Source organism: Actinotignum sp. usb-actsch-213 (assembly GCF_059085665.1).
This window is the reverse complement of record NZ_JBHNSQ010000034.1, coordinates 13,377-31,251: the sequence shown is the minus strand read 5'-3', so window position 1 is coordinate 31,251 and position 17,875 is coordinate 13,377. Positions and strand designations below refer to the sequence as shown.

The following is a 17,875-nucleotide window of genomic DNA, read 5'->3' as shown; positions in this document are numbered from 1 at the left end:
CCACCGTGAAGCTTCGGCCTTTTATTCTAACGCTTCGGGGCAATAAGGTCGAGAATTTCACCGGTGGCACGTGCCACGGTGTCATTAACGACGACGGCATCAAACTCCCCCTGGGCAGCTAATTCACGCCGCGCGGTCTCCAGACGACGCTCGATAGCCTCCTCCGTTTCGGTACCGCGGCCGCGCAACCGCGCCTCAAGTTCCTGGAACGACGGCGGTGCTAGGAAAATCTGGAAGGCTTCGGGCAGCGACTGGCGAACTTGGCGCGCCCCTGCCAGATCAATTTCAAGAAGCGGAATTTTTCCGGCTGCGTATGCATCCAGCACGGGTTGCCGCGGGGTCCCGTAACGGTGCTTCCCGTGAACGATAGCCCATTCGAGCATCTCCCCACTTTCCACGAGGTGATCGAAGTGCTCATCATCCACAAAGAAGTAGGATTCCCCTTCACGTTCCCCCGGGCGAGGCGCGCGCGTAGTGGCAGAAATAGAGAGCCAAACACGCGGTTCCTGCGCGAGCAGCTGCGCAACTACGGTTCCCTTTCCTACCCCGGAAGGGCCGGCAAGCACGCAAATACGGCGATGTTCCTCAGACGTCATGACATTTATTGTGCCACAGCAATACGACACAAATTTCCGGCGCTAGAGCCCTCATCAGTCGCCAAGAGTCGTTTACTTTGGCCCCTGACGAAGCTATTAACCGAAAAGCGCGATGAGGGCCGCGGTTTGATGTACGCCCAGTCCGCGCACGCGCCGGGAAGGAGCAATCCCAATATCGGCCATGGCCCGCGCGGCCTTGGCTTCACCGATACCCGGAAGTGCCCGCAGCAACACGCTGGCACGGGTACGTGCAATGACCGGATCATCGCGCTGAGCCAAAACCTCCGAAAGGTGCAGCTGCCCTGATTTCAGTTGCTGCAACAGTTCCGCGCGGCGCCGCCGTGTTTCGGCGGCCTTATCCAAAGCTGCGAGACGCTGCTCCGAAGTAAGTGGTGGTACCTCCACAGTGTCCCCTTTCTAGCGCATCAGATATACCCTGGTGCTCATAACAATTCCGTCAACATCAGTCACGGCGACGCTGACGCTACGAAACTTCCTCGTCTTGTTAGTAGCGTAGAGCGAAATAGTCCTAAATAATATAAGGAGCCACGCCCTTGTTTTTTTATAAAACCATCGCGGCAGGTCGGCGCCGCGGCTTGTGACGAAGTTCGCGGCGGGCAGCGGCTTCCGGGTAGGCTACAGCCATGGAAACAGCCCGGATTGACGTATGGCTCTGGAGTGTGCGCCAGTGCAAAACCCGTTCGCTGGCCACGTCTGAATGCAAGGCGGGTCACGTGCGCATCAACGATGAACCGGCCAAGCCCGCCGCGAAGGTCCATGTTGGTGATGTGGTGCGCTACCGGGTGGAAGGTTTTGATCGGATTCTTAAAGTCACCGGGATTATTACCAAGCGGACGAGCGCTCCGCTAGCTCGGGAGAATTACGAGGATCTCACCCCGGTGCGGGAAAAAATTTATCTACCTGTTATGCGGCGCGAGCCTGGCAGCGGCCGGCCCACCAAGAAAGAACGGCGCGAACTCGACCGATTGTTCGGCCGCAATTCCAATTATGGCCGCCGGTAAGCTTCCGGGAGTTCAGGGGTTCATCGTCATCGTTTAACAGCACAAGCCGTATATCAAGCACAAAAATGGCGAGTTTCCGTGACATCAATTCACGGAAACTCGCCATGAGTTACTGGTGGACCGGGAAAACTCTTATTCTTCGGTGCTGACCCGCGCGGCTTCGGGGTCATCCAGCTGACCGGTGCGGATAGCGGCGATCAGACCGGCTTCATCGGATTCCGAAGAGTCGCTTTTTTCGCCAGATTCTACCGCGCTGGCGGCGTCGTCGTTCTGAAGAATAGGTGCGTTCCCGCTTTCCTCGCGTTCGCGGATATCGGCAGCCTTGTTGAGCACGCCCATCACAAAACCGACCGAGCGATCCGTGGAGAATTCACGCACGAGGTTCGTCCATTCCACAATAACGGCGCCGCGGAAGGTCCCCAGGTACATGAGTTCGGCAACCGCACCGCGCAAAGCGCTGCGATCCACCGCGTTCATGCGTTCGAGTGACCAGTCCTCCGAGGAAGCCTCAATGAGGGTATCCACCTGCGACATTTGCTGCGCGTAAGCTGTCACGATCTGCGAACCAAATTCCCCGATGGGAACCTGGGCGGTAGAGATACGCTGGCGCTCGGCAAGAAGCTCGAGGATGCCCGTTTCCGAGGTGATGTTTTTTTCATCAGCTTCGAAAAGCACATCCAAGGCTCGATGACGCTGGGTGGAACGGCCTGTGGACCGGCGTTTCTTCTGTTTAGCCATTAGTCATTCGCCCGGGAAATGTATTCACCGGTGCGCGTATCAACCTTAATCTTGTCCCCAATATTGAGGAAGAGCGGCACCTGGAGTTCGTACCCGGTCTGCACCGTAGCCGGCTTGGTGCCGGCATTAGAACGGTCACCCTGGAGACCCGGTTCGGTTTCCGTCACTTCGAGAATCACCGATGCGGGGAGTTCCACGAACAGTACATTACCTTCGTGGAAAGCGACGATGGCCTTCTGGTTCTCCAGCAGGAAGTTCGCCAGATTACCCATGACCTCAGCGGTAACCGGAACCTGTTCGTAGGTATCCTCATCCATGAAGATGAAATCGGTGCCGTCATGATAGAGGTACTGCATATCGCGGCGGTCCACGGTGGCGGTTTCGACCTTAATGCCCGCGTTGAGGGTGCGATCTACGGTCTTACCGGAGAGGACATTCTTCAGCTTGGTCCGCACGAAAGCGGGGCCCTTGCCCGGCTTCACGTGCTGGAACTCAACAACCTGCCACAGCTGGTTGTCGAATACCAGGACCATGCCATTCTTCAAATCATTGGTTGTTGCCACAAGGTATCCTTTCACAAATAGTCCTCCCCAAGTTTACACGGGGAGTTTCATCTTTGCGACGCGGCCATATTTTCGGCCGTTGCTGCACTTCCACCGGCGGACACGACCCTCATCTTCCGTATCTCGCGCTAGCTTTCCTTAGCGCCCTCGCCGTATGTCTCCAAAGCCGCGCGAATCCGGCGCACCACCCGGTGCGGCGAACCCCCGTCGGAAGTTACCGTCACGCTTGCCACGTCGCGGTAGAGCGGAGTGCGTTCCCGGTCGAGTTCGCGTAGCCGCGCCGCAGGATTATCCTCGAGGAGCGGGCGGCGAGTGCGCGAGCCGGTAATACGCCGCACCAGAATATCCATACGTGCTTCGATCAGGACCACGGGATAGCCCCGGAGTGCTTGCCGGGTGGCACCGCTCAAAATAGCGCCTCCTCCCAGGGAGAGCACACCGTCAAAATTCGCGAGGGTACGCGCGATAACATCGGCTTCTAGCCTGCGGAATCCTTCTTCTCCCACCGTCTGGAAAATCTCCGGGATGCTCTGCCCCGTTTCGCTGACGATAAGAGCATCCGAATCTGCAAAGGGAAGTTGAAGATCTTTGGCCAGCAGCTTTCCCACGGTCGATTTGCCCACTCCAGGCATGCCGACCAAGACTGCCCGCACGCTCATCGGCGTTCCTCCGGGATGCGATCCAGGTAGGCGCGCACCGCCGCCTGGGTATCACCCAGGGTGTCGCCTCCGAATTTATCCTGGATTGCTTCCGCGAGAACCAGCGCCATCATCGCTTCGCAGATGACCGCCCCGGGAACCACAGCACTTGCATCACTGCGCTGGTGCAGCGCGGTAGTGGCTTCCCCGGTTTCAGTATCGATGGTGCGCAGGGCCCGCGGGACGGTGGAAATAGGTTTGAAAGCAACCCGTACCCGAATCGTTTCACCATTGGACATGCCGCCTTCGATTCCACCCGCACGATTGGTCAGGCGTCGCACGCCTTCTGCTGTGCGCACGATCTCATCATGGGCCTGGCTGCCGAGCCGGCCTGCGGTAGCGAATCCATCTCCGATTTCCACGCCTTTAACCGCTTGAATCGACATCATGGCCCGGGCCAGTTCCGCGTCGAGTCGCCCGTAAGGTGTTGCGTAACTACCCAGTCCCTGCGGCACGCCATAGGCGAGAACTTCGACGACGCCGCCCAGGGTGTCCCCCGCATTCTTCGCCCGATCAACTTCCGCCATCATGGCCCGCGCAGTATCCTCATCCAGACAGCGCACCGGCGAGATATCAAGAGCTGCAGCATCGGCTGGCCCAGGAACAATCCCTGAGGTATCACTCACGCTACCGAGCGCCACCACGCGGGAAAGGATAGTGATTCCGGCGCTTTGGTTCGCGTACTCGCGGGCAATAGCACCCAGGGCCACCCGGGCCGCAGTTTCCCGAGCCGAAGCGCGTTCAAGGACGTTTCGAGCATCGTTATGGTCATATTTGTTCATACCGGTGAGATCAGCATGTCCGGGCCGGGGCGCGGTGAGGCGTTTATTCCGGGCAAGTTCTTGGCTATCTCCCCGCCCGGCATTGCGCAGCAGGGCTTCGGGTGGAACCGGATCAACAGACATAACCGCTTCCCATTTGGGCCATTCCGAATTCTCAATGACGAGCGCGATGGGCGAACCGAGGGTGGATCCATGCCGCAATCCGGTGAGAACGTGCAGTTTGTCCTGTTCGAATTTCTGGCGGGCACCGCGCCCATAGCCGAGCCGGCGGCGGGCCAAGTGATCCCGAATGGTATCTGAACTCAGGCTCAAGCCCGCTGGGATTCCCTCAATAAGCGCCACGAGGGCTGCTCCGTGGGATTCCCCCGCTGTTGACCACCGAATCATCCGCGTCCTTCCCCGTTCCCTATGTTCATAGTTCCCGTTACCGATCTCGGCCACCCGTGCTGATACTACAGCGGTAACGGGTTCCAGTTCGCCCGCTACGACCCGGAGGTGCCGGGGAGACGGGCGCCTCCCTATCCTAGCCCGGCCAACCACGCGAGGGCGCCACCGCCCATGAGCCACGGCCCGAGCGGCACCGCATCGGCCAGGGTGAGCCGGGCGCTCAACACCCGTACCGCGGCGAAAATACCCGCGCCCGCAACGCTGAGAAGCAAGACCAGACCGAGCTGTGAGCCCGTCCACCATCCCAGCACGATAAGCATTTTGACATCACCCCACCCGAGCTGCGCGAGGCGATGCGCCACATAGCCGCCCAGGCCGGCCACGGCTCCGATACCGATATTCTCCCACTGCCCGCGCAGCGCTATTCCCGTGAGCGCCGCTCCCCCGGCCGCGGCCAGCAACGGATCGGGAAGGAGCTGCACCCGCGCGTCCACCACCGCGGCAAGCGCCAGGCACGCCCCGCACACGGCCTCGCAAAGAAGCGCAAGCACACCGGTACTCAGGAACGCTCCGGCGCCCAGGTACGCGCCGGCAGAGCTAGCCGCACCCGCTTCCATAACCTGGTTCCCACCGCCAAGCGCACCTACCGAACGCGACCATCCCAAGCCCGCCCAGCAGAGGCTCACACCCAGCATGAGCAACACCGCTACCGGTGGGCTGAGGGTACCGCGCAGAATGCGCTCGCGGGAAAAGAAGGGCATGCCCTCAGGTTACGAATGCCCCAGCATCTGAACCAGCCCCAGCCTGCGCCCTGTGGATAGCACAGCCGTTTGGGCAGCCTGGGGATAAATTCGGGCACCGACACATCGATATGTGTCAGATTGCCACGGCGCCGTCGTACCTATACGCGGCTACGCTAGTGGTCCTTTTTCTCTCCGTCCGGGTGTGCGGCGTACCATTCGCGGAACTCGGCCTGGAAACGCATCTGTTCCTCGTAATCGGCCGTGAATTTCGTTTCTCCGGTTTCCAGATTGACCGTGGTGAAATAGAGCCAATTACCTTCGGCCGGATTAACCGCCGCCTCAATGGCTTCCACACCGGGTGCCCCGATAGCGGTGGGCGGTAGGCCCTTCACCCGGTAGGTGTTATAGGGATTCTCCGCATCCAATTCAGCCCGGGTGGGTACCCCGCCGGATTTGCCAACCCCGTAAAGCACGGTGGAATCCATCTGTAGGCGCCCCGCTACTTCCGGGGCATTATCCCCGAGTCGGTTCTCAATGACACGGGCAACTTTCGGGTAATCTGCCGGATGCCCTTCGCGTTCCACGATGGACGCAGTAGTGAGCACTGCCTGCCACCGACTCCGTTCCGCACCGCTGGCTTCCAGGCGCCCCACCTGAACTTCTACCATCTGCTGGAGTGCCTCGGTCACCGTGGTATTCGGATCAAAATCATAGGTGGCGGGCGCCAGCCAACCTTCCACGTTCCCGCCGGCTTCCGCGGGTAGACCGATAGCTGCGGCGTCGTTCATCGCATCTTCGACCACACCGACATCAATATCCATGAGGTTACCGAGCCGGTCACGCACCTGCCATTTGGTAAATCCTTCGGGAATCGTCACTTTAATCGTGGCGGCATTGGCCGGGTCCAGTAGCGCGGAAAGCGCGGCCGATGCCGACATCTGTTCACGCAGGGTATAAGCCCCAGCCTGGATGCCCGTGGAGCGCGGATCCCGGGAAAATACGTCAATAAATGCGCCTTCGGTGGCCACGATATTTTTCTCGGCGAGTACCGCGGCGATCTGGCGCCCGGTAGCCCCTTCTGGAATCCGCACCACCACCTGGCCGGTTCCTTCTCCGCTGTAGTCACGCACGGTATCAGAGCTGTGCAGCAGGCGCGGGAAGAAAATAACAGCCGCAGCGGTGAGCGCGGTGACAAGCAAAACAGTAATAATTCCGGTGGTGATGCGCTTACGTCGGCGCAAGCGGGCACGCTCAGTACGCCGCGCAGCAGCCCGACGCCTCGCCTCCGCAGCATTGCGGCCTTCTGAATTTCGCCCCGATGGACCACGCCCCGCCGGTACCCGCCCGGAACTTCCGCGCCCCTGCGAGCCGCGTCCGTAGGGATGACTTCCGCGTGCCCCGCCTCGCGGCGCAGTGCCGCGCTGGGAGCCACCTCCGTGAGAGCTGCGCCGCGCACCCGATTGGCGACGGCGCGGGATGTCGGCGTCATCCGCACTCAAGCGGTCAAAAACGTCACTCATTATCGCCTTTCGCTTCGCTTTGCGCTTCGGTCTGTGCCGCCACAAGTTCGCCGGCGGGTGCGCCGGTGAGCCTCTCTGCTTCCAACGCATTATTAAGAATAACGGTCGCCGCAACCTGGTCAACAACGGCACGGTGGCTCCGCGAGCTGCGCCCGGCCTGATGCAATTGAGCATGGGCGGCCACCGTGGAGAGCCGCTCGTCGAATAAGCGTACCGGAACCGGGGCGATACGCCGGGCTAAACGCCGCGCCCACCTGCGCGAATACCGTGCGGAGGCCCCTTCGCTCCCGTCCATATTGCGCGGCAGCCCCACGATGACTTCCATGGCACCGCGCTCGCGCACCTCGCGAGCAACTTCACTCACGTCCGTGCCGTTCGCCGGGAGCGTGGCGACCGGAGTGGCGAGGATGCCGTCACTATCGCAACTGGCCACGCCGGTACGCGCCCGTCCTACGTCCACTCCGATCCGCACGCCTCGCCGCATTAGCCGCGCAGCTCCGCTTCCAGAACCGCGAGGGCATCATCCAGCTTGGTCACATCCGAACCACCGCCCTGCGCGAGATCCGGCTTACCGCCGCCGCCCCCGCCCAGGATCTTGGCCGCGCGGGAAACCAGCGCTCCGGCCTTTATCCCGGCACTGCGCGCCGCTTCGGAAGCCGCCACCACGATGAGGGGCCGCTCATTGCTAATCCCGGTAATAATGACGATGAAATCCTCGGAGGGGGCCAACCGCCCCCGGATCTCCGTCGCGAGTACCCGCAGGTCATCCGCGCTGTCTACCACGCCAAGATGGGCGCGATAGAGGGTGCGGCTACCCAGGTGCACACCCTGGGAAATAACCGTGTCCACCTGCGCCACAATATCTTTTTGACGCAGCGCCGCGATTTGCTTTTCAGCTGCCTTGAGCTTGCCGAGCATGGTATCGATGCGCTCGGGAAGATCCTCCGGGCGCACCCCCATCATCGCGGTGAGCTGGGAAACCAGCGCGCGTTCACGTGCTCCCTGCGCGTAGGCGCTTTCACCCACGAGCGCGTCAATACGGCGCACCCCCGAACCGATGGACGATTCGCCCAGCACGGTAATCATCCCGATTTCACCGGTATTGGCCACGTGGGTGCCGGCGCAGAATTCCCGCGACCAGGCATCATCAATGGACACCACCCGCACGATATCGCCGTATTTCTCTCCGAAGAGCATTTGCGCCCCGAGTTTCTTGGCTTCTTCAATCGGGTATTCCGCCCACGTGACTTCCAGGTTTTCCTGGAGACGTTCATTGGCACGGGCCTCGATTTGCGTCATAACGTCCACCGGGATTTGCGAACCGTGCCGGAAATCGAAACGCAGCCGCGAGGGAGCATCCTCGGACCCGGCCTGGGTGGCCTGCTCCCCGATAAATTCGTGGAGCACCTTGTGGATCATATGGGTTGCGGTATGCGCCTGGGCGATCCGGTGGCGGCGTAGGGTATCGATTTGCGCGTGGACGATGTCACCCACCGCGATGGTCCCTTCGGTAAGCGAACCGCGATGCACATGCAATCCCTTGACGGGCGCCTGGACGTCAACGACGTCGAACATACCGCCCCCGGCGACGCTAATGGTACCGTGATCGGCCAGCTGCCCGCCCATTTCGGCGTAGAAGGGGGTCTTGTCCAAAATAACATCGGCATCGGAAGGCGCCGTAACCGCGGGTACCGGCACCCCGTTTTCAAGGATGGCCACCACGCGTGCTTCCGCAGCCTTTTCGAAGTAGCCGAGGAAGGAGGTGGGCCCGCCCTGCGCATCGAGAATCTCGTGGTAGACATGCGCGTCCACATGCCCGGTCTTCTTCGCCTGCGCATCTGCCCGCGCGCGTTCACGCTGCTCGGTCATGAGGGCCCGGAAGCCCTTTTCGTCCACAGCCACGCCCTTTTCGGCCGCCATTTCCAAGGTGAGGTCGATGGGGAATCCGTAGGTGTCGTGCAGCGTGAAAGCCGCTGAGCCGGGAATAATCACCTTGCCGGTATGCGGCGTGCTCTTTGCCGAATCCACGGCCGCCGCGAAAATCTGTTCGCCGGTGGCCAGGGTACGCCGGAAAGCAGCTTCTTCTTCCACCGCCACCTGGTGAATCTGCCCGAAGTTTTCCTCCAGATCGGGGTAGGACTCCTTCATGGCGTTCTTCGAGGTTTCCACCAGGTCACCGAGGACCGCGGCATCCACCCCGAGCAAACGGACCGAACGGATAGCGCGCCGCATGAGCCGGCGCAGCACGTAGCCGCGTCCGTCATTACCCGGGCGCACGCCGTCGTTGATAAGCATCATGGCCGAGCGCACGTGGTCGGCGATCACGCGCATGCGAACGTCATCTTCTTCATTCGCGCCGTAGGTACGCCCGGTGAGTTCCTGGGTGCGGGCAATAACCGGCCAAACCTCATCGGTTTCGTACATGTTATTTTTGCCCTGGAGCAGGAAGGCGATACGCTCCAGGCCCGCGCCGGTATCGATAGCGGTTTGGTCCAGTTCCCCGAGCAGCGGGTAGTCGCTTCCGGAGCCTTCCCCGCGCCGGTACTGGTCGAAAACAAGGTTCCACACTTCCAGGTAGCGGTCCCCGCCCGGGTCCACGGTCCCACCCACGGCGTCCGGGCCGTATTCGGGGCCGCGGTCGTAATGAATTTCCGCGCAGGGGCCGGCCGGCCCGGGCTGGCCCGTGGACCAGAAAATTTCTTCCCGGGTCAGCTTGACGATATGGGCCGGATTGACGCCCACCTCAACGAGCTTGTTGAAGGAGACCTCATCTTCTTCCCAGATGGTCACCCATATGCGCTCGATGTCCAGGCCGTAGCCGCCTTCTTCCAGCGGCGCGCACAGCAGCCCAAAGGCCAGGTCGATAGCGCCTTCTTTGAAGTAGTCCCCGAAGGAGAAATTGCCGCACATCTGGAAGAAAGTACCGTGCCGCGTGGTTTTACCAACGTTATCGATGTCATTGGTACGGATGCACTTCTGTACCGAGGCTACCCTCGGCCACGGAGCTCGCTGCGTTCCCACGATATAAGGAATGAAGGGAACCATGCCGGCAATCGTGAACAAAATGGAGGGATCGGGCGACACGAGGGGCACGGACGGCTCAATATGATGGTCGTGCTTCGCGAAGTAATCCAGCCAGCGCCGGCGAATCTCAGCGGTGCGCATACGTATTTGTCTCCTTATGGCTTATGTGGCCGTTGCGACCACGCACCTATGGTACAGGCTCTCCCGCCCGGTATTTTCGAGGCGCGGGCGGGAGTGGCTTATTTTTACGACGACGCCGCAGCTACCTGCGTGGGCGCGACAAACAGCGGCGGGCATCGCTTTCACATAGCTAAAAGCTATGAAATAAAGGAAGGGCACACCTTTCCGGGTGCACCCTTCCTCAAGTCCCACATCTTTAGCGGGAGTAGTATTCGACGATCATCTGGACGTCAGCCTGGACCGGAACTTCCACGCGGCGCGGGCGGCGCACCAGAGTGAACTTCAGCTTCTCCAGATCAACATCGAGATATTCAGGAACCGCGGGGAGCACATCGCGGTGCGCACCCTGCGCAGCCACGAGGAACTGCGGGGAAGCCTGCGACTTCGGCTTGACCTGCACCACCTGACCCGGAGTCACGCGGTAGGACGGGAGGTTGACGATCTTGCCGTCCACCATAACGTGGGAGTGGCCCACAACCTGACGAGCCTGCGCGATGGTACGCGCAAAGCCGGCGCGCAGCACCAGGGCATCCAGGCGCATTTCCAGCAGCTCCACGAGGTTTTCACCGGCCAGACCATCCTGGCGGCGCGCTTCTTCCCATACGCGGCGCATCTGCGCTTCGCGGATGCCGTACTGGGCGCGCAGCCGCTGCTTTTCCTTGAGACGAACCGAGTAGTCGGAATCCTTGGTGCGGCCACGGCCGTGCTCACCGGGACGGTAGGGGCGGCGCTGCATATAGCGCTCCGCCTTCGGGGTGAGGGCGATGCCCAGGGCGCGCGACTGACGCACGGCCTTACGAGAACGATTTCCTGCCATTGATAATCTCCTGTAGATGTACGTTCCAGCGCCGGGCGGCGCCGGTTCGGGGCCAACACAATCGGCTAAGACCCCAGGTGTTACTTCTCGCAAAGCAACCGAACTAGTGTATCAGTTCTCCCGGCCGAGCACCTCGCGGTTATGTGCCAGCCTCGGAGTGATATTGGCCTCGTAGCCGCGGGTGGTGGGTTCGTAATAGCGAGTACCTTCCAAGCCCTCCGGCATAAATTGCATAGGAGCGATACCTTCCTCATAGTCGTGGGCGTAACGGTACCCCTCCCCGTAGCCCTGTTCAGCTGCGCCTTTGAAAGAGGCATTGCGCAGCGCGAGGGGTACCGGGGCGCTTTTCCCAGCCCGCACATCGGCAATAGCGGCATTAATAGCGCGGTAGGCCCGGTTTGATTTTGGGGCAGTGGCCAGGTGGACCACGGCTTCCGCCAGGATAATCCGCGCTTCAGGCATGCCCACCAGAGCCACGGCCTGGGCCGCCGCGGTGGCGGTTTGCAGCGCGGACGGATCGGCCATTCCCACATCTTCAGCCGCGGAAATCATGAGGCGGCGCGCGATGAACCGCGGATCCTCCCCCGCTTCCAACATGCGCGCCAGGTAATGCATCGCCGCATCCACATCCGAGCCGCGGATCGATTTAATAAAGGCGGAAATCACCTGGTAGTGCTCATCACCGTCACGGTCGTATCGTACGGTAGCACCGTCGGCCGCCCGGGCAACATCTTCCACACTCACCCGCTGTTCCCCGCGGGCGCGTGCTCCGTCCACCGCGGCTTCCAGGAGGGTGAGACTACGCCGCCCGTCCGCCCCGGCTAGGCGCACCAGGTTATATTCCGCATCCTCGTCGAGGGTATATGCCCCGCCCAGACCGCGCTCACTGGTGAGGGCCCGGTTGATGATGGCGCGGATATCGTCGTCGTTCAAACCTCGTAGCGTGACGAGAAGTGAGCGTGACAGCAGCGGTGCCACTACGGAAAAAGCGGGATTTTCAGTGGTGGCGGCCACCAGGATCACCCACCCATTTTCCACCGCCGGCAGCAGAGCATCCTGCTGTGTTTTCGAGAAGCGGTGCACCTCATCAATAAAAAGCACGGTCTCGGTACCGCTGCTCACCAGTTTGCGCCGGGCGCTATCCACCGCGGCACGCACGTCTTTCACACCGGCGCTCACCGCCGATAACTCAATAAAATCACGGTGGCCTGACCGGGCAATGAGGTACGCGAGGGTTGTTTTTCCCACCCCGGGCGGGCCCCATAAAAATACGGACGACGGCGCAGACCCGGCCTCCGCGTCAATGAGGCGGCGCAAGGGTGCGCCGCGGGTGAGCACCTCATCCTGACCGACCACCTCGGCGGCCGTGCGCGGGCGCATCCGCACCGCCAGCGGGCCGGTATCAGAATCGGGCACCCCGCGAGCATCAACCTGGCTACTTTCAAAGAGATCCACCCTCCCAGTCTACGAGCTCTGTACGTAGGCTCATGCTCCGACTACTGAAGTCACCGCAAAAGATCCAGGTCAAGCGTTCAAAGATGGCTTAAAAACCGCTATTTTTCGGGAAAATGAGCGATAATAGAGGTATGACAGAGTTGTTAGCGCGTGCCTCTATTCGCCACCCGTGGAGAGTCATCATCACCTGGATATTGTGCGCCGTTGTTGCCGGTATCGCCGCACTGTCAGGTTTCGGTCAGGGAGGCCTGTTCTCCCGTATGTCCTCCACCCAGGGCCTCACCACCGGCACCGAATCCGCCCGCGTCCTGGAACTCACCGATTCCCAGGGCGATTACCGCATGGTGGCCGTCATCCACGGAGCTGTGAATCCGCAGGAGCTGAGCTCTGCTGTCGCTGATCTCAGTGAGGAGATCGCGAAAATACCCGGCGTTTCCAGCGCTCTGAGTTCACCCTCCCTCGTGCGGGAAGCCGAAGCGGAAGGCGCAACCAAGGCTGAGGAACAGGCGCGCGCTGAATACCAGAAGGCCGCCGCCGCGGCCCAGCAGCAACTCGCCACCCAAATTGAGGCCGCCACCGCGCAGCTTATGCGCGCCGGAATGCCCCGCGAAGCAGCTCAGGCCCGCGCCACCCAGGAAGCGAGCGCCGCGGCCGCCGCAGCCCAGGCGGGCCAACCCAGCGAGGAAGAAATCGTCACCTCCGCCCGTGAAGAAGGCATGAACACCGCACGCACCCAGGCACGCGAGGAAACAGCCGGTTTGCGTGCCGCGGACGGCTTCGCCCTGGTCATCACCTTCGCCTCGAAGGCGAATACCGAGGCCACCGAAGCCGATGTTGAGAAGGCTCTCCATGCTTTCGCGACCACGAACTCTGTCCAGGTGGATGCCACCTCCGCGAACGCGGCAATGACCGCCATTAACGATGTGGCCCGTCACGATCTGGTGCGCGGGGAAGCCATTGGCCTCCCGGTAGCCCTCATCCTCATGGTGCTGGTCTTCGGCGGTGTCCTCACCGCCCTCATGCCGCTGGCCGGGGCCATTGTTGCCATCATTATTACCCTAGGGGGAGTTTGGCTCCTCACCTTCGTGGCCGATGTGGATTCCTTCGTGCTCAACGTGGTATCCATTATCGGTTTGGCACTCTCCATTGATTACGGCCTGCTGGTAGTCTCCCGCTACCGCGAAGAAATCACCCGCGGTATCGAAAGGCGCTACGGACCGGGTGCCCGCCCGGGGAAAAAGGAACTGGCCACCATTATGGAAGGGGCGCTGGCCACCACGGTTCGCACCGCCGGGCGCACCGTGATCTTCTCCGCCGTTACCATTGCTTTCGCCATTGCCGGGCTGCTGGCCTTCAATTCCCGCATTATTCGGGTGATCGCCATGGGCGGTTTCGTCGTCGTGCTGCTCGCGGTTATTTCCGCGGTGAGTTTGGTACCGGCGCTTTTGCGTATTGCTGGGCCACGGCTGGCCCAGCCTTCCGCGCTCGCGAAGATTCCCGGGCTGGGGCACCTTATGCGCGCGGTGGGTGATACCCATACCGATCACGGGGTATTCTCCCGTATCGCGGGCTGGGTGCAGCGTCGCCCGTGGGTTATTATGACCGTGGTCACGGCCATCCTCGTGGTCATGATTATTCCTATTAAGGACACCGCATTACGCACGGATACCAGTGAATATATTCCGGTGACGTCCTCGCCGGGTACCACTCAGGAGATACTGAAACGTGATTACCCGGATTTGAGCCAGCCGGCCATTACTGTGCTTGTCAAGGGTGATGATGCCGCGCTGCGCGAGCAGTCCGAGTGGATCGCCGGGCTGCCGGCAGTTTCCAAGGTCGGGGAATCCACGAAAATGGATAACGGTTGGCATAACCTCGGGGTATTCGTGAGCGGTGGGGATCCTACCTCCACCCAGGCCAGCAACACCGTTCGTGATATCCGCACGCATGCGGCAAGCGCCGCGAATACGGAGATCCTGGTGGGCGGTAGCGCGGCCATCCAGATTGATTTCAATGAGGTGCTGCGCGAAGGTGCACCCATTGCCTTCGCGGTGGTGCTGCTCGCCGTACTGATTTTGCTCTTCCTCATGACAGGTTCGGTACTCATCCCCCTCAAGGCCATCATTATTAATTCGCTCTCCCTGGTGGCCTCCCTCGGACTCACCGCTTTCCTCTTCGATAACGGTCTGCTGGGTCTGCCGGAAACAAACGGGCTTACCGCGGTGGTGGTGGCTTGCGGCCTGGCCTTCGGATTTGGACTTTCCATGCATTACGAAGTGTTCTTGGTGGCCCGGATGAAGGAGTACTGGGATGCCGGGGAATCCAATGACCGGGCGGTCTCGCTGGGTTTGCAGCGCTCCGGGCGAATTATTACCTCCGCGGCCGCGATTATCGTGGCGGTCTTCGTGGGCTTCTGCTTCGGGCAGATGCTGGCGATCAAGGAAGTGGGCGTGCTATTGGCCATCACCGTCATCGCGGATACCAGCCTCAGCCGTATCCTCCTGGTCCCGGCCACCATGACGGTGCTGGGCAAGTGGAATTGGTGGGCACCGCGCTGGCTCTCGCGTATCTACCAGCGTTTCGGGGTATCCGAAGGCGGGCACCGTACCCTCGAACACCACGAGCCGGCCACCGCCACGGATGATGAGCCGAAGGCCCTTCTCACGGGTGCCACGTCGCTAAGCGCCGGTACCACCGATGCCACCGCAAACGCGAGCACCGTAGCGCCGATGCCACGCGGCCGGCATGCGGCGTCATAATGGAGGCATGTCTGAAATCAATCACCTGAATCTGCCCGAACTCCTGGGCATCACCTGGTTGCAGGCCGGCGCTATCGCGGTATCTACCTGCCTCATCTACCTTTTCCTCGTGGTGATTTTGCGGGCCCTGGGGCAAAACGTGGTGAGCCGGCTCTCCACCTCGGATATGGCGGCCGTCGTCGTTATTGGGGCGATCGCGGGGCGCGTGACACTCGGGCATACTCCCACCCTGGCCGGCGGCGTCGTCGCCCTTCTCACCCTGTTCTTCATGCAAGCGCTGCTGCGCTTCGTCGCGCTCTCGCACCGCGGGGAAGCCTGGGTGCACGCGCGGCCCGTCGTTATCTGGGCGCGCGGGGAACTCACACCCGCCGCGCGGCGGCACTCGACCACCACGGAAGAAATCATGATGGCTTTGCGCTTGCGCGGCGTTGCGTGTGTGGACGACGTCGCAGCTGTCATCCTTGAACCCAATGGGCAGCTATCGGTGCTCACCGGGCCGGCCGCCACGCTTGATCCACGCCTGCTCGCGGGTGTGAAAGACGCCGAGCGCATCTGAGCACGCTCGGCGTCTTCCCTGTATACCGCTAGGCTCGCGACCGCCGCTACGCGGCAGTTGGACCGCTACTTCGCGCTGGCTTCACCAGCCGCTCCTGCCTCCTCCGTGAGGGGCGCACCGGTCGCCGCATCTACCGCGCCAGAGCGGGCCTTCGGGGTGGCATCCACACCGGCTTCCTTACGCTGCTGCGCGGTGATTTCCGCGGGAGCATCCGTGAGGGGATCCCAGCCGTTGCCGATCTTCGGGAAAGCGATAACATCGCGGATCGAGGGCGCCTTAACCAGCAGGGACACAATGCGATCCCAGCCGAAAGCAATCCCGCCGTGCGGGGGCGCACCGAATTTGAAAGCCTCGAGGAGGAAACCGAATTTCTCCTCCGCGGCCTCCTTATCGATACCCATAACTTTGAAGACACGTTCCTGGATATCGCGGCGGTGGATACGGATGGAACCGCCGCCGATCTCATTGCCATTGCAGACGATGTCGTAGGCATTCGTGAGCGCGCCTGCCGGATCGGTATCGAAAGTATCGAGGTGTTCGGGCTTGGGAGCGGTGAAAGCGTGATGGACCGCGGTCCAGCGCGAACCGAGGGCCACATCACCTTCCGCCGCTGCCTGGGAAGCCGGCTTAAACATGGGGGCATCCACCACCCACACAAAAGCCCAGGCATCCTCATCAATAAGGCCCACCCGCTGGCCAATTTCCAAGCGGGCCGCGCCCAGCAGTTCGCGGGAGAAAGTCGGCTCACCCGCGGCGAAGAAAATGCAATCCCCGGGCTTGGCGCCGGTCGCCTCAGCCAGGCCGGCACGTTCCGCATCAGTAATATTTTTGGCCACCGGACCGCCCAGGGTGCCATCCTCCGCGATGGTGACGTAGGCCAGACCGTGTGCACCGCGAGCCTTGGCCCATTCCTGCCACTTATCGAAGGTGCGCCGCGGCTGGGAGGCCCCGCCGGGCATAACCACCGCGCCGACGTAAGGGTTTTGGAAAACCCGGAAAGTGGTGTCTTTGAAGTACTCTGTCAGATCACTAAGTTCCAGCCCGAAGCGCAGGTCCGGCTTATCCGAACCGTACTTTTCCATAGCGTCCTTGAAGGTCATCCGCGGAATCGGGGTGGCCAGGTCATAGCCAATGAGCTTCCAGATCTCGCGCAGCACTTCTTCGGCCACCGCGATAACGTCATCTTGGTCAACGAAGCTCATCTCCACGTCCAGCTGAGTGAACTCCGGCTGCCGGTCCGCGCGGAAATCCTCATCGCGGTAGCAGCGAGCAATCTGGTAGTAGCGTTCCATCCCGCCCACCATGAGCAGCTGTTTAAAGAGCTGTGGGGACTGCGGCAGGGCGTACCAGGTTCCCGGGTTGAGGCGCGCCGGAACAATAAAATCGCGGGCCCCTTCCGGGGTAGAACGGGTGAGGGTCGGCGTTTCAATCTCCACGAAATCATGGCCGTCCAGCACCCGGCGGGCCGCTTGATTGACCTTCGCGCGCAGCCGCAGTGCCTTCTGCTCGTAGGAGCGACGCAAATCCAGGTAGCGGTACTTGAGACGCACATCTTCCGAAACCTTGCCGGATCCTTCGGCGTGATCAGAGACCTGGAAGGGCAGGGCTTCGGCGGGGCTGAGGACCTCAACGTCCGTGGCCTCCACCTCGATCTCACCGGTAGCCAGGGCCGCGTTCGCATTGCCTTCCGGGCGTTCGCGCACAATCCCGGTCACCTTAATGCAAAATTCGTTACGCAACTCGTGCGCAATTTCTTCGCGGACGGTCACCTGCGCGATACCCGAGGCATCGCGCAGATCAATGAAGGCGATACCCCCGTGGTCACGGCGGCGATCCACCCACCCGGTCAGCGTCACTTCGCTGTCAATATCACTTGCTCGCAGCGAGCCTGCATAACGAGTACGTAACACGCTTTTGTCACTCTTTCTTGTCGTGGGAAACGGCTAGACGGGCCGTTCTGAGATGCTTGCGAGACGAGCAAGCACCGGCTCCATGGTAGAACCCGCGGCGCACTCCGGGCAAAAGTTACGCTCCT

Annotated in this window: 16 protein-coding genes; 3 read left to right on the top strand and 13 right to left on the bottom strand. The window is 61.4% G+C overall.

What is annotated here, in order from left to right:
* Positions 1 to 26 precede the first annotated feature (26 nt).
* Positions 27 to 596, bottom strand: coding sequence for a guanylate kinase (gene gmk / locus AC5RK6_RS03460; RefSeq protein ID WP_320757638.1), 570 nt, complete (start codon positions 594 to 596; stop codon positions 27 to 29).
* Positions 597 to 692: 96 nt separating this feature from the next.
* On the bottom strand, positions 693 to 1,001 hold the full coding sequence (gene mihF / locus AC5RK6_RS03455) for an integration host factor, actinobacterial type (protein WP_320757637.1): 309 nt from the start codon (positions 999 to 1,001) through the stop codon (positions 693 to 695).
* 239 nt (positions 1,002 to 1,240) lie between these two features.
* Here mihF and AC5RK6_RS03450 point away from each other — a divergent pair, with 239 nt between their 5' ends.
* The gene (locus AC5RK6_RS03450; protein WP_320757636.1) at positions 1,241 to 1,618 is read left to right on the top strand and encodes an RNA-binding S4 domain-containing protein; all 378 of its coding nucleotides are present in this window, start codon (positions 1,241 to 1,243) and stop codon (positions 1,616 to 1,618) included.
* Positions 1,619 to 1,750: 132 nt separating this feature from the next.
* Here AC5RK6_RS03450 and AC5RK6_RS03445 read toward each other — a convergent pair whose 3' ends face one another.
* The 10 genes from AC5RK6_RS03445 to AC5RK6_RS03400 form a co-directional block, all read right to left on the bottom strand.
* A complete protein-coding gene (locus tag AC5RK6_RS03445; RefSeq protein WP_320757635.1) occupies positions 1,751 to 2,356 on the bottom strand; it encodes a transcription antitermination protein NusB in 606 nt (201 codons plus the stop codon).
* Positions 2,356 to 2,919 (bottom strand): elongation factor P, encoded by a 564-nt coding sequence (gene efp / locus AC5RK6_RS03440; protein ID WP_016442826.1) that lies wholly within the window; start codon positions 2,917 to 2,919, stop codon positions 2,356 to 2,358. Before efp ends, AC5RK6_RS03445 begins: the two co-directional genes overlap by 1 nt.
* 128 nt (positions 2,920 to 3,047) lie before the next feature.
* On the bottom strand, positions 3,048 to 3,578 hold the full coding sequence (locus tag AC5RK6_RS03435) for a shikimate kinase (protein WP_320757634.1): 531 nt from the start codon (positions 3,576 to 3,578) through the stop codon (positions 3,048 to 3,050).
* Positions 3,575 to 4,786 (bottom strand): chorismate synthase, encoded by a 1,212-nt coding sequence (gene aroC, locus AC5RK6_RS03430; RefSeq protein ID WP_320757633.1) that lies wholly within the window; start codon positions 4,784 to 4,786, stop codon positions 3,575 to 3,577. The genes AC5RK6_RS03435 and aroC overlap by 4 nt, the downstream gene beginning before the upstream one ends.
* 131 nt (positions 4,787 to 4,917) lie before the next feature.
* Entirely contained in the window at positions 4,918 to 5,547 is a 630-nt protein-coding gene (locus tag AC5RK6_RS03425; protein WP_320757632.1) for an A24 family peptidase, read from the bottom strand.
* A gap of 155 nt (positions 5,548 to 5,702) precedes the next feature.
* Positions 5,703 to 7,049, bottom strand: coding sequence for an endolytic transglycosylase MltG (gene mltG, locus AC5RK6_RS03420; protein WP_435730824.1), 1,347 nt, complete (start codon positions 7,047 to 7,049; stop codon positions 5,703 to 5,705).
* The gene (gene ruvX, locus AC5RK6_RS03415; RefSeq protein WP_016442831.1) at positions 7,042 to 7,533 is read right to left on the bottom strand and encodes a Holliday junction resolvase RuvX; all 492 of its coding nucleotides are present in this window, start codon (positions 7,531 to 7,533) and stop codon (positions 7,042 to 7,044) included. Before ruvX ends, mltG begins: the two co-directional genes overlap by 8 nt.
* Positions 7,533 to 10,214 (bottom strand): alanine--tRNA ligase, encoded by a 2,682-nt coding sequence (alaS, locus tag AC5RK6_RS03410; protein WP_435730823.1) that lies wholly within the window; start codon positions 10,212 to 10,214, stop codon positions 7,533 to 7,535. The genes ruvX and alaS overlap by 1 nt, the downstream gene beginning before the upstream one ends.
* A 235-nt stretch (positions 10,215 to 10,449) precedes the next feature.
* Positions 10,450 to 11,070, bottom strand: a complete 621-nt coding sequence (gene rpsD / locus AC5RK6_RS03405; RefSeq protein ID WP_016442833.1) for a 30S ribosomal protein S4 — start codon at positions 11,068 to 11,070, stop codon at positions 10,450 to 10,452.
* Between the two features lie 111 nt (positions 11,071 to 11,181).
* Positions 11,182 to 12,525, bottom strand: a complete 1,344-nt coding sequence (locus AC5RK6_RS03400; protein WP_320757629.1) for a replication-associated recombination protein A — start codon at positions 12,523 to 12,525, stop codon at positions 11,182 to 11,184.
* Between the two features lie 131 nt (positions 12,526 to 12,656).
* Here AC5RK6_RS03400 and AC5RK6_RS03395 point away from each other — a divergent pair, with 131 nt between their 5' ends.
* Positions 12,657 to 15,284 carry an MMPL family transporter gene (locus tag AC5RK6_RS03395; RefSeq protein ID WP_435730822.1) on the top strand — a complete coding sequence of 876 codons (2,628 nt, stop codon included), beginning with the start codon at positions 12,657 to 12,659 and terminating at the stop codon, positions 15,282 to 15,284.
* Positions 15,285 to 15,291: 7 nt separating this feature from the next.
* Positions 15,292 to 15,840: a DUF421 domain-containing protein gene (locus AC5RK6_RS03390; protein WP_320757627.1), complete on the top strand. Its 549-nt coding sequence runs from the start codon at positions 15,292 to 15,294 to the stop codon at positions 15,838 to 15,840.
* A gap of 65 nt (positions 15,841 to 15,905) precedes the next feature.
* On the opposite strand, the gene aspS is transcribed toward AC5RK6_RS03390, so the two are convergent.
* Positions 15,906 to 17,750, bottom strand: a complete 1,845-nt coding sequence (gene aspS / locus AC5RK6_RS03385) for an aspartate--tRNA ligase (RefSeq protein WP_320757626.1) — start codon at positions 17,748 to 17,750, stop codon at positions 15,906 to 15,908.
* Between the last annotated feature and the right edge of the window lie 125 nt (positions 17,751 to 17,875).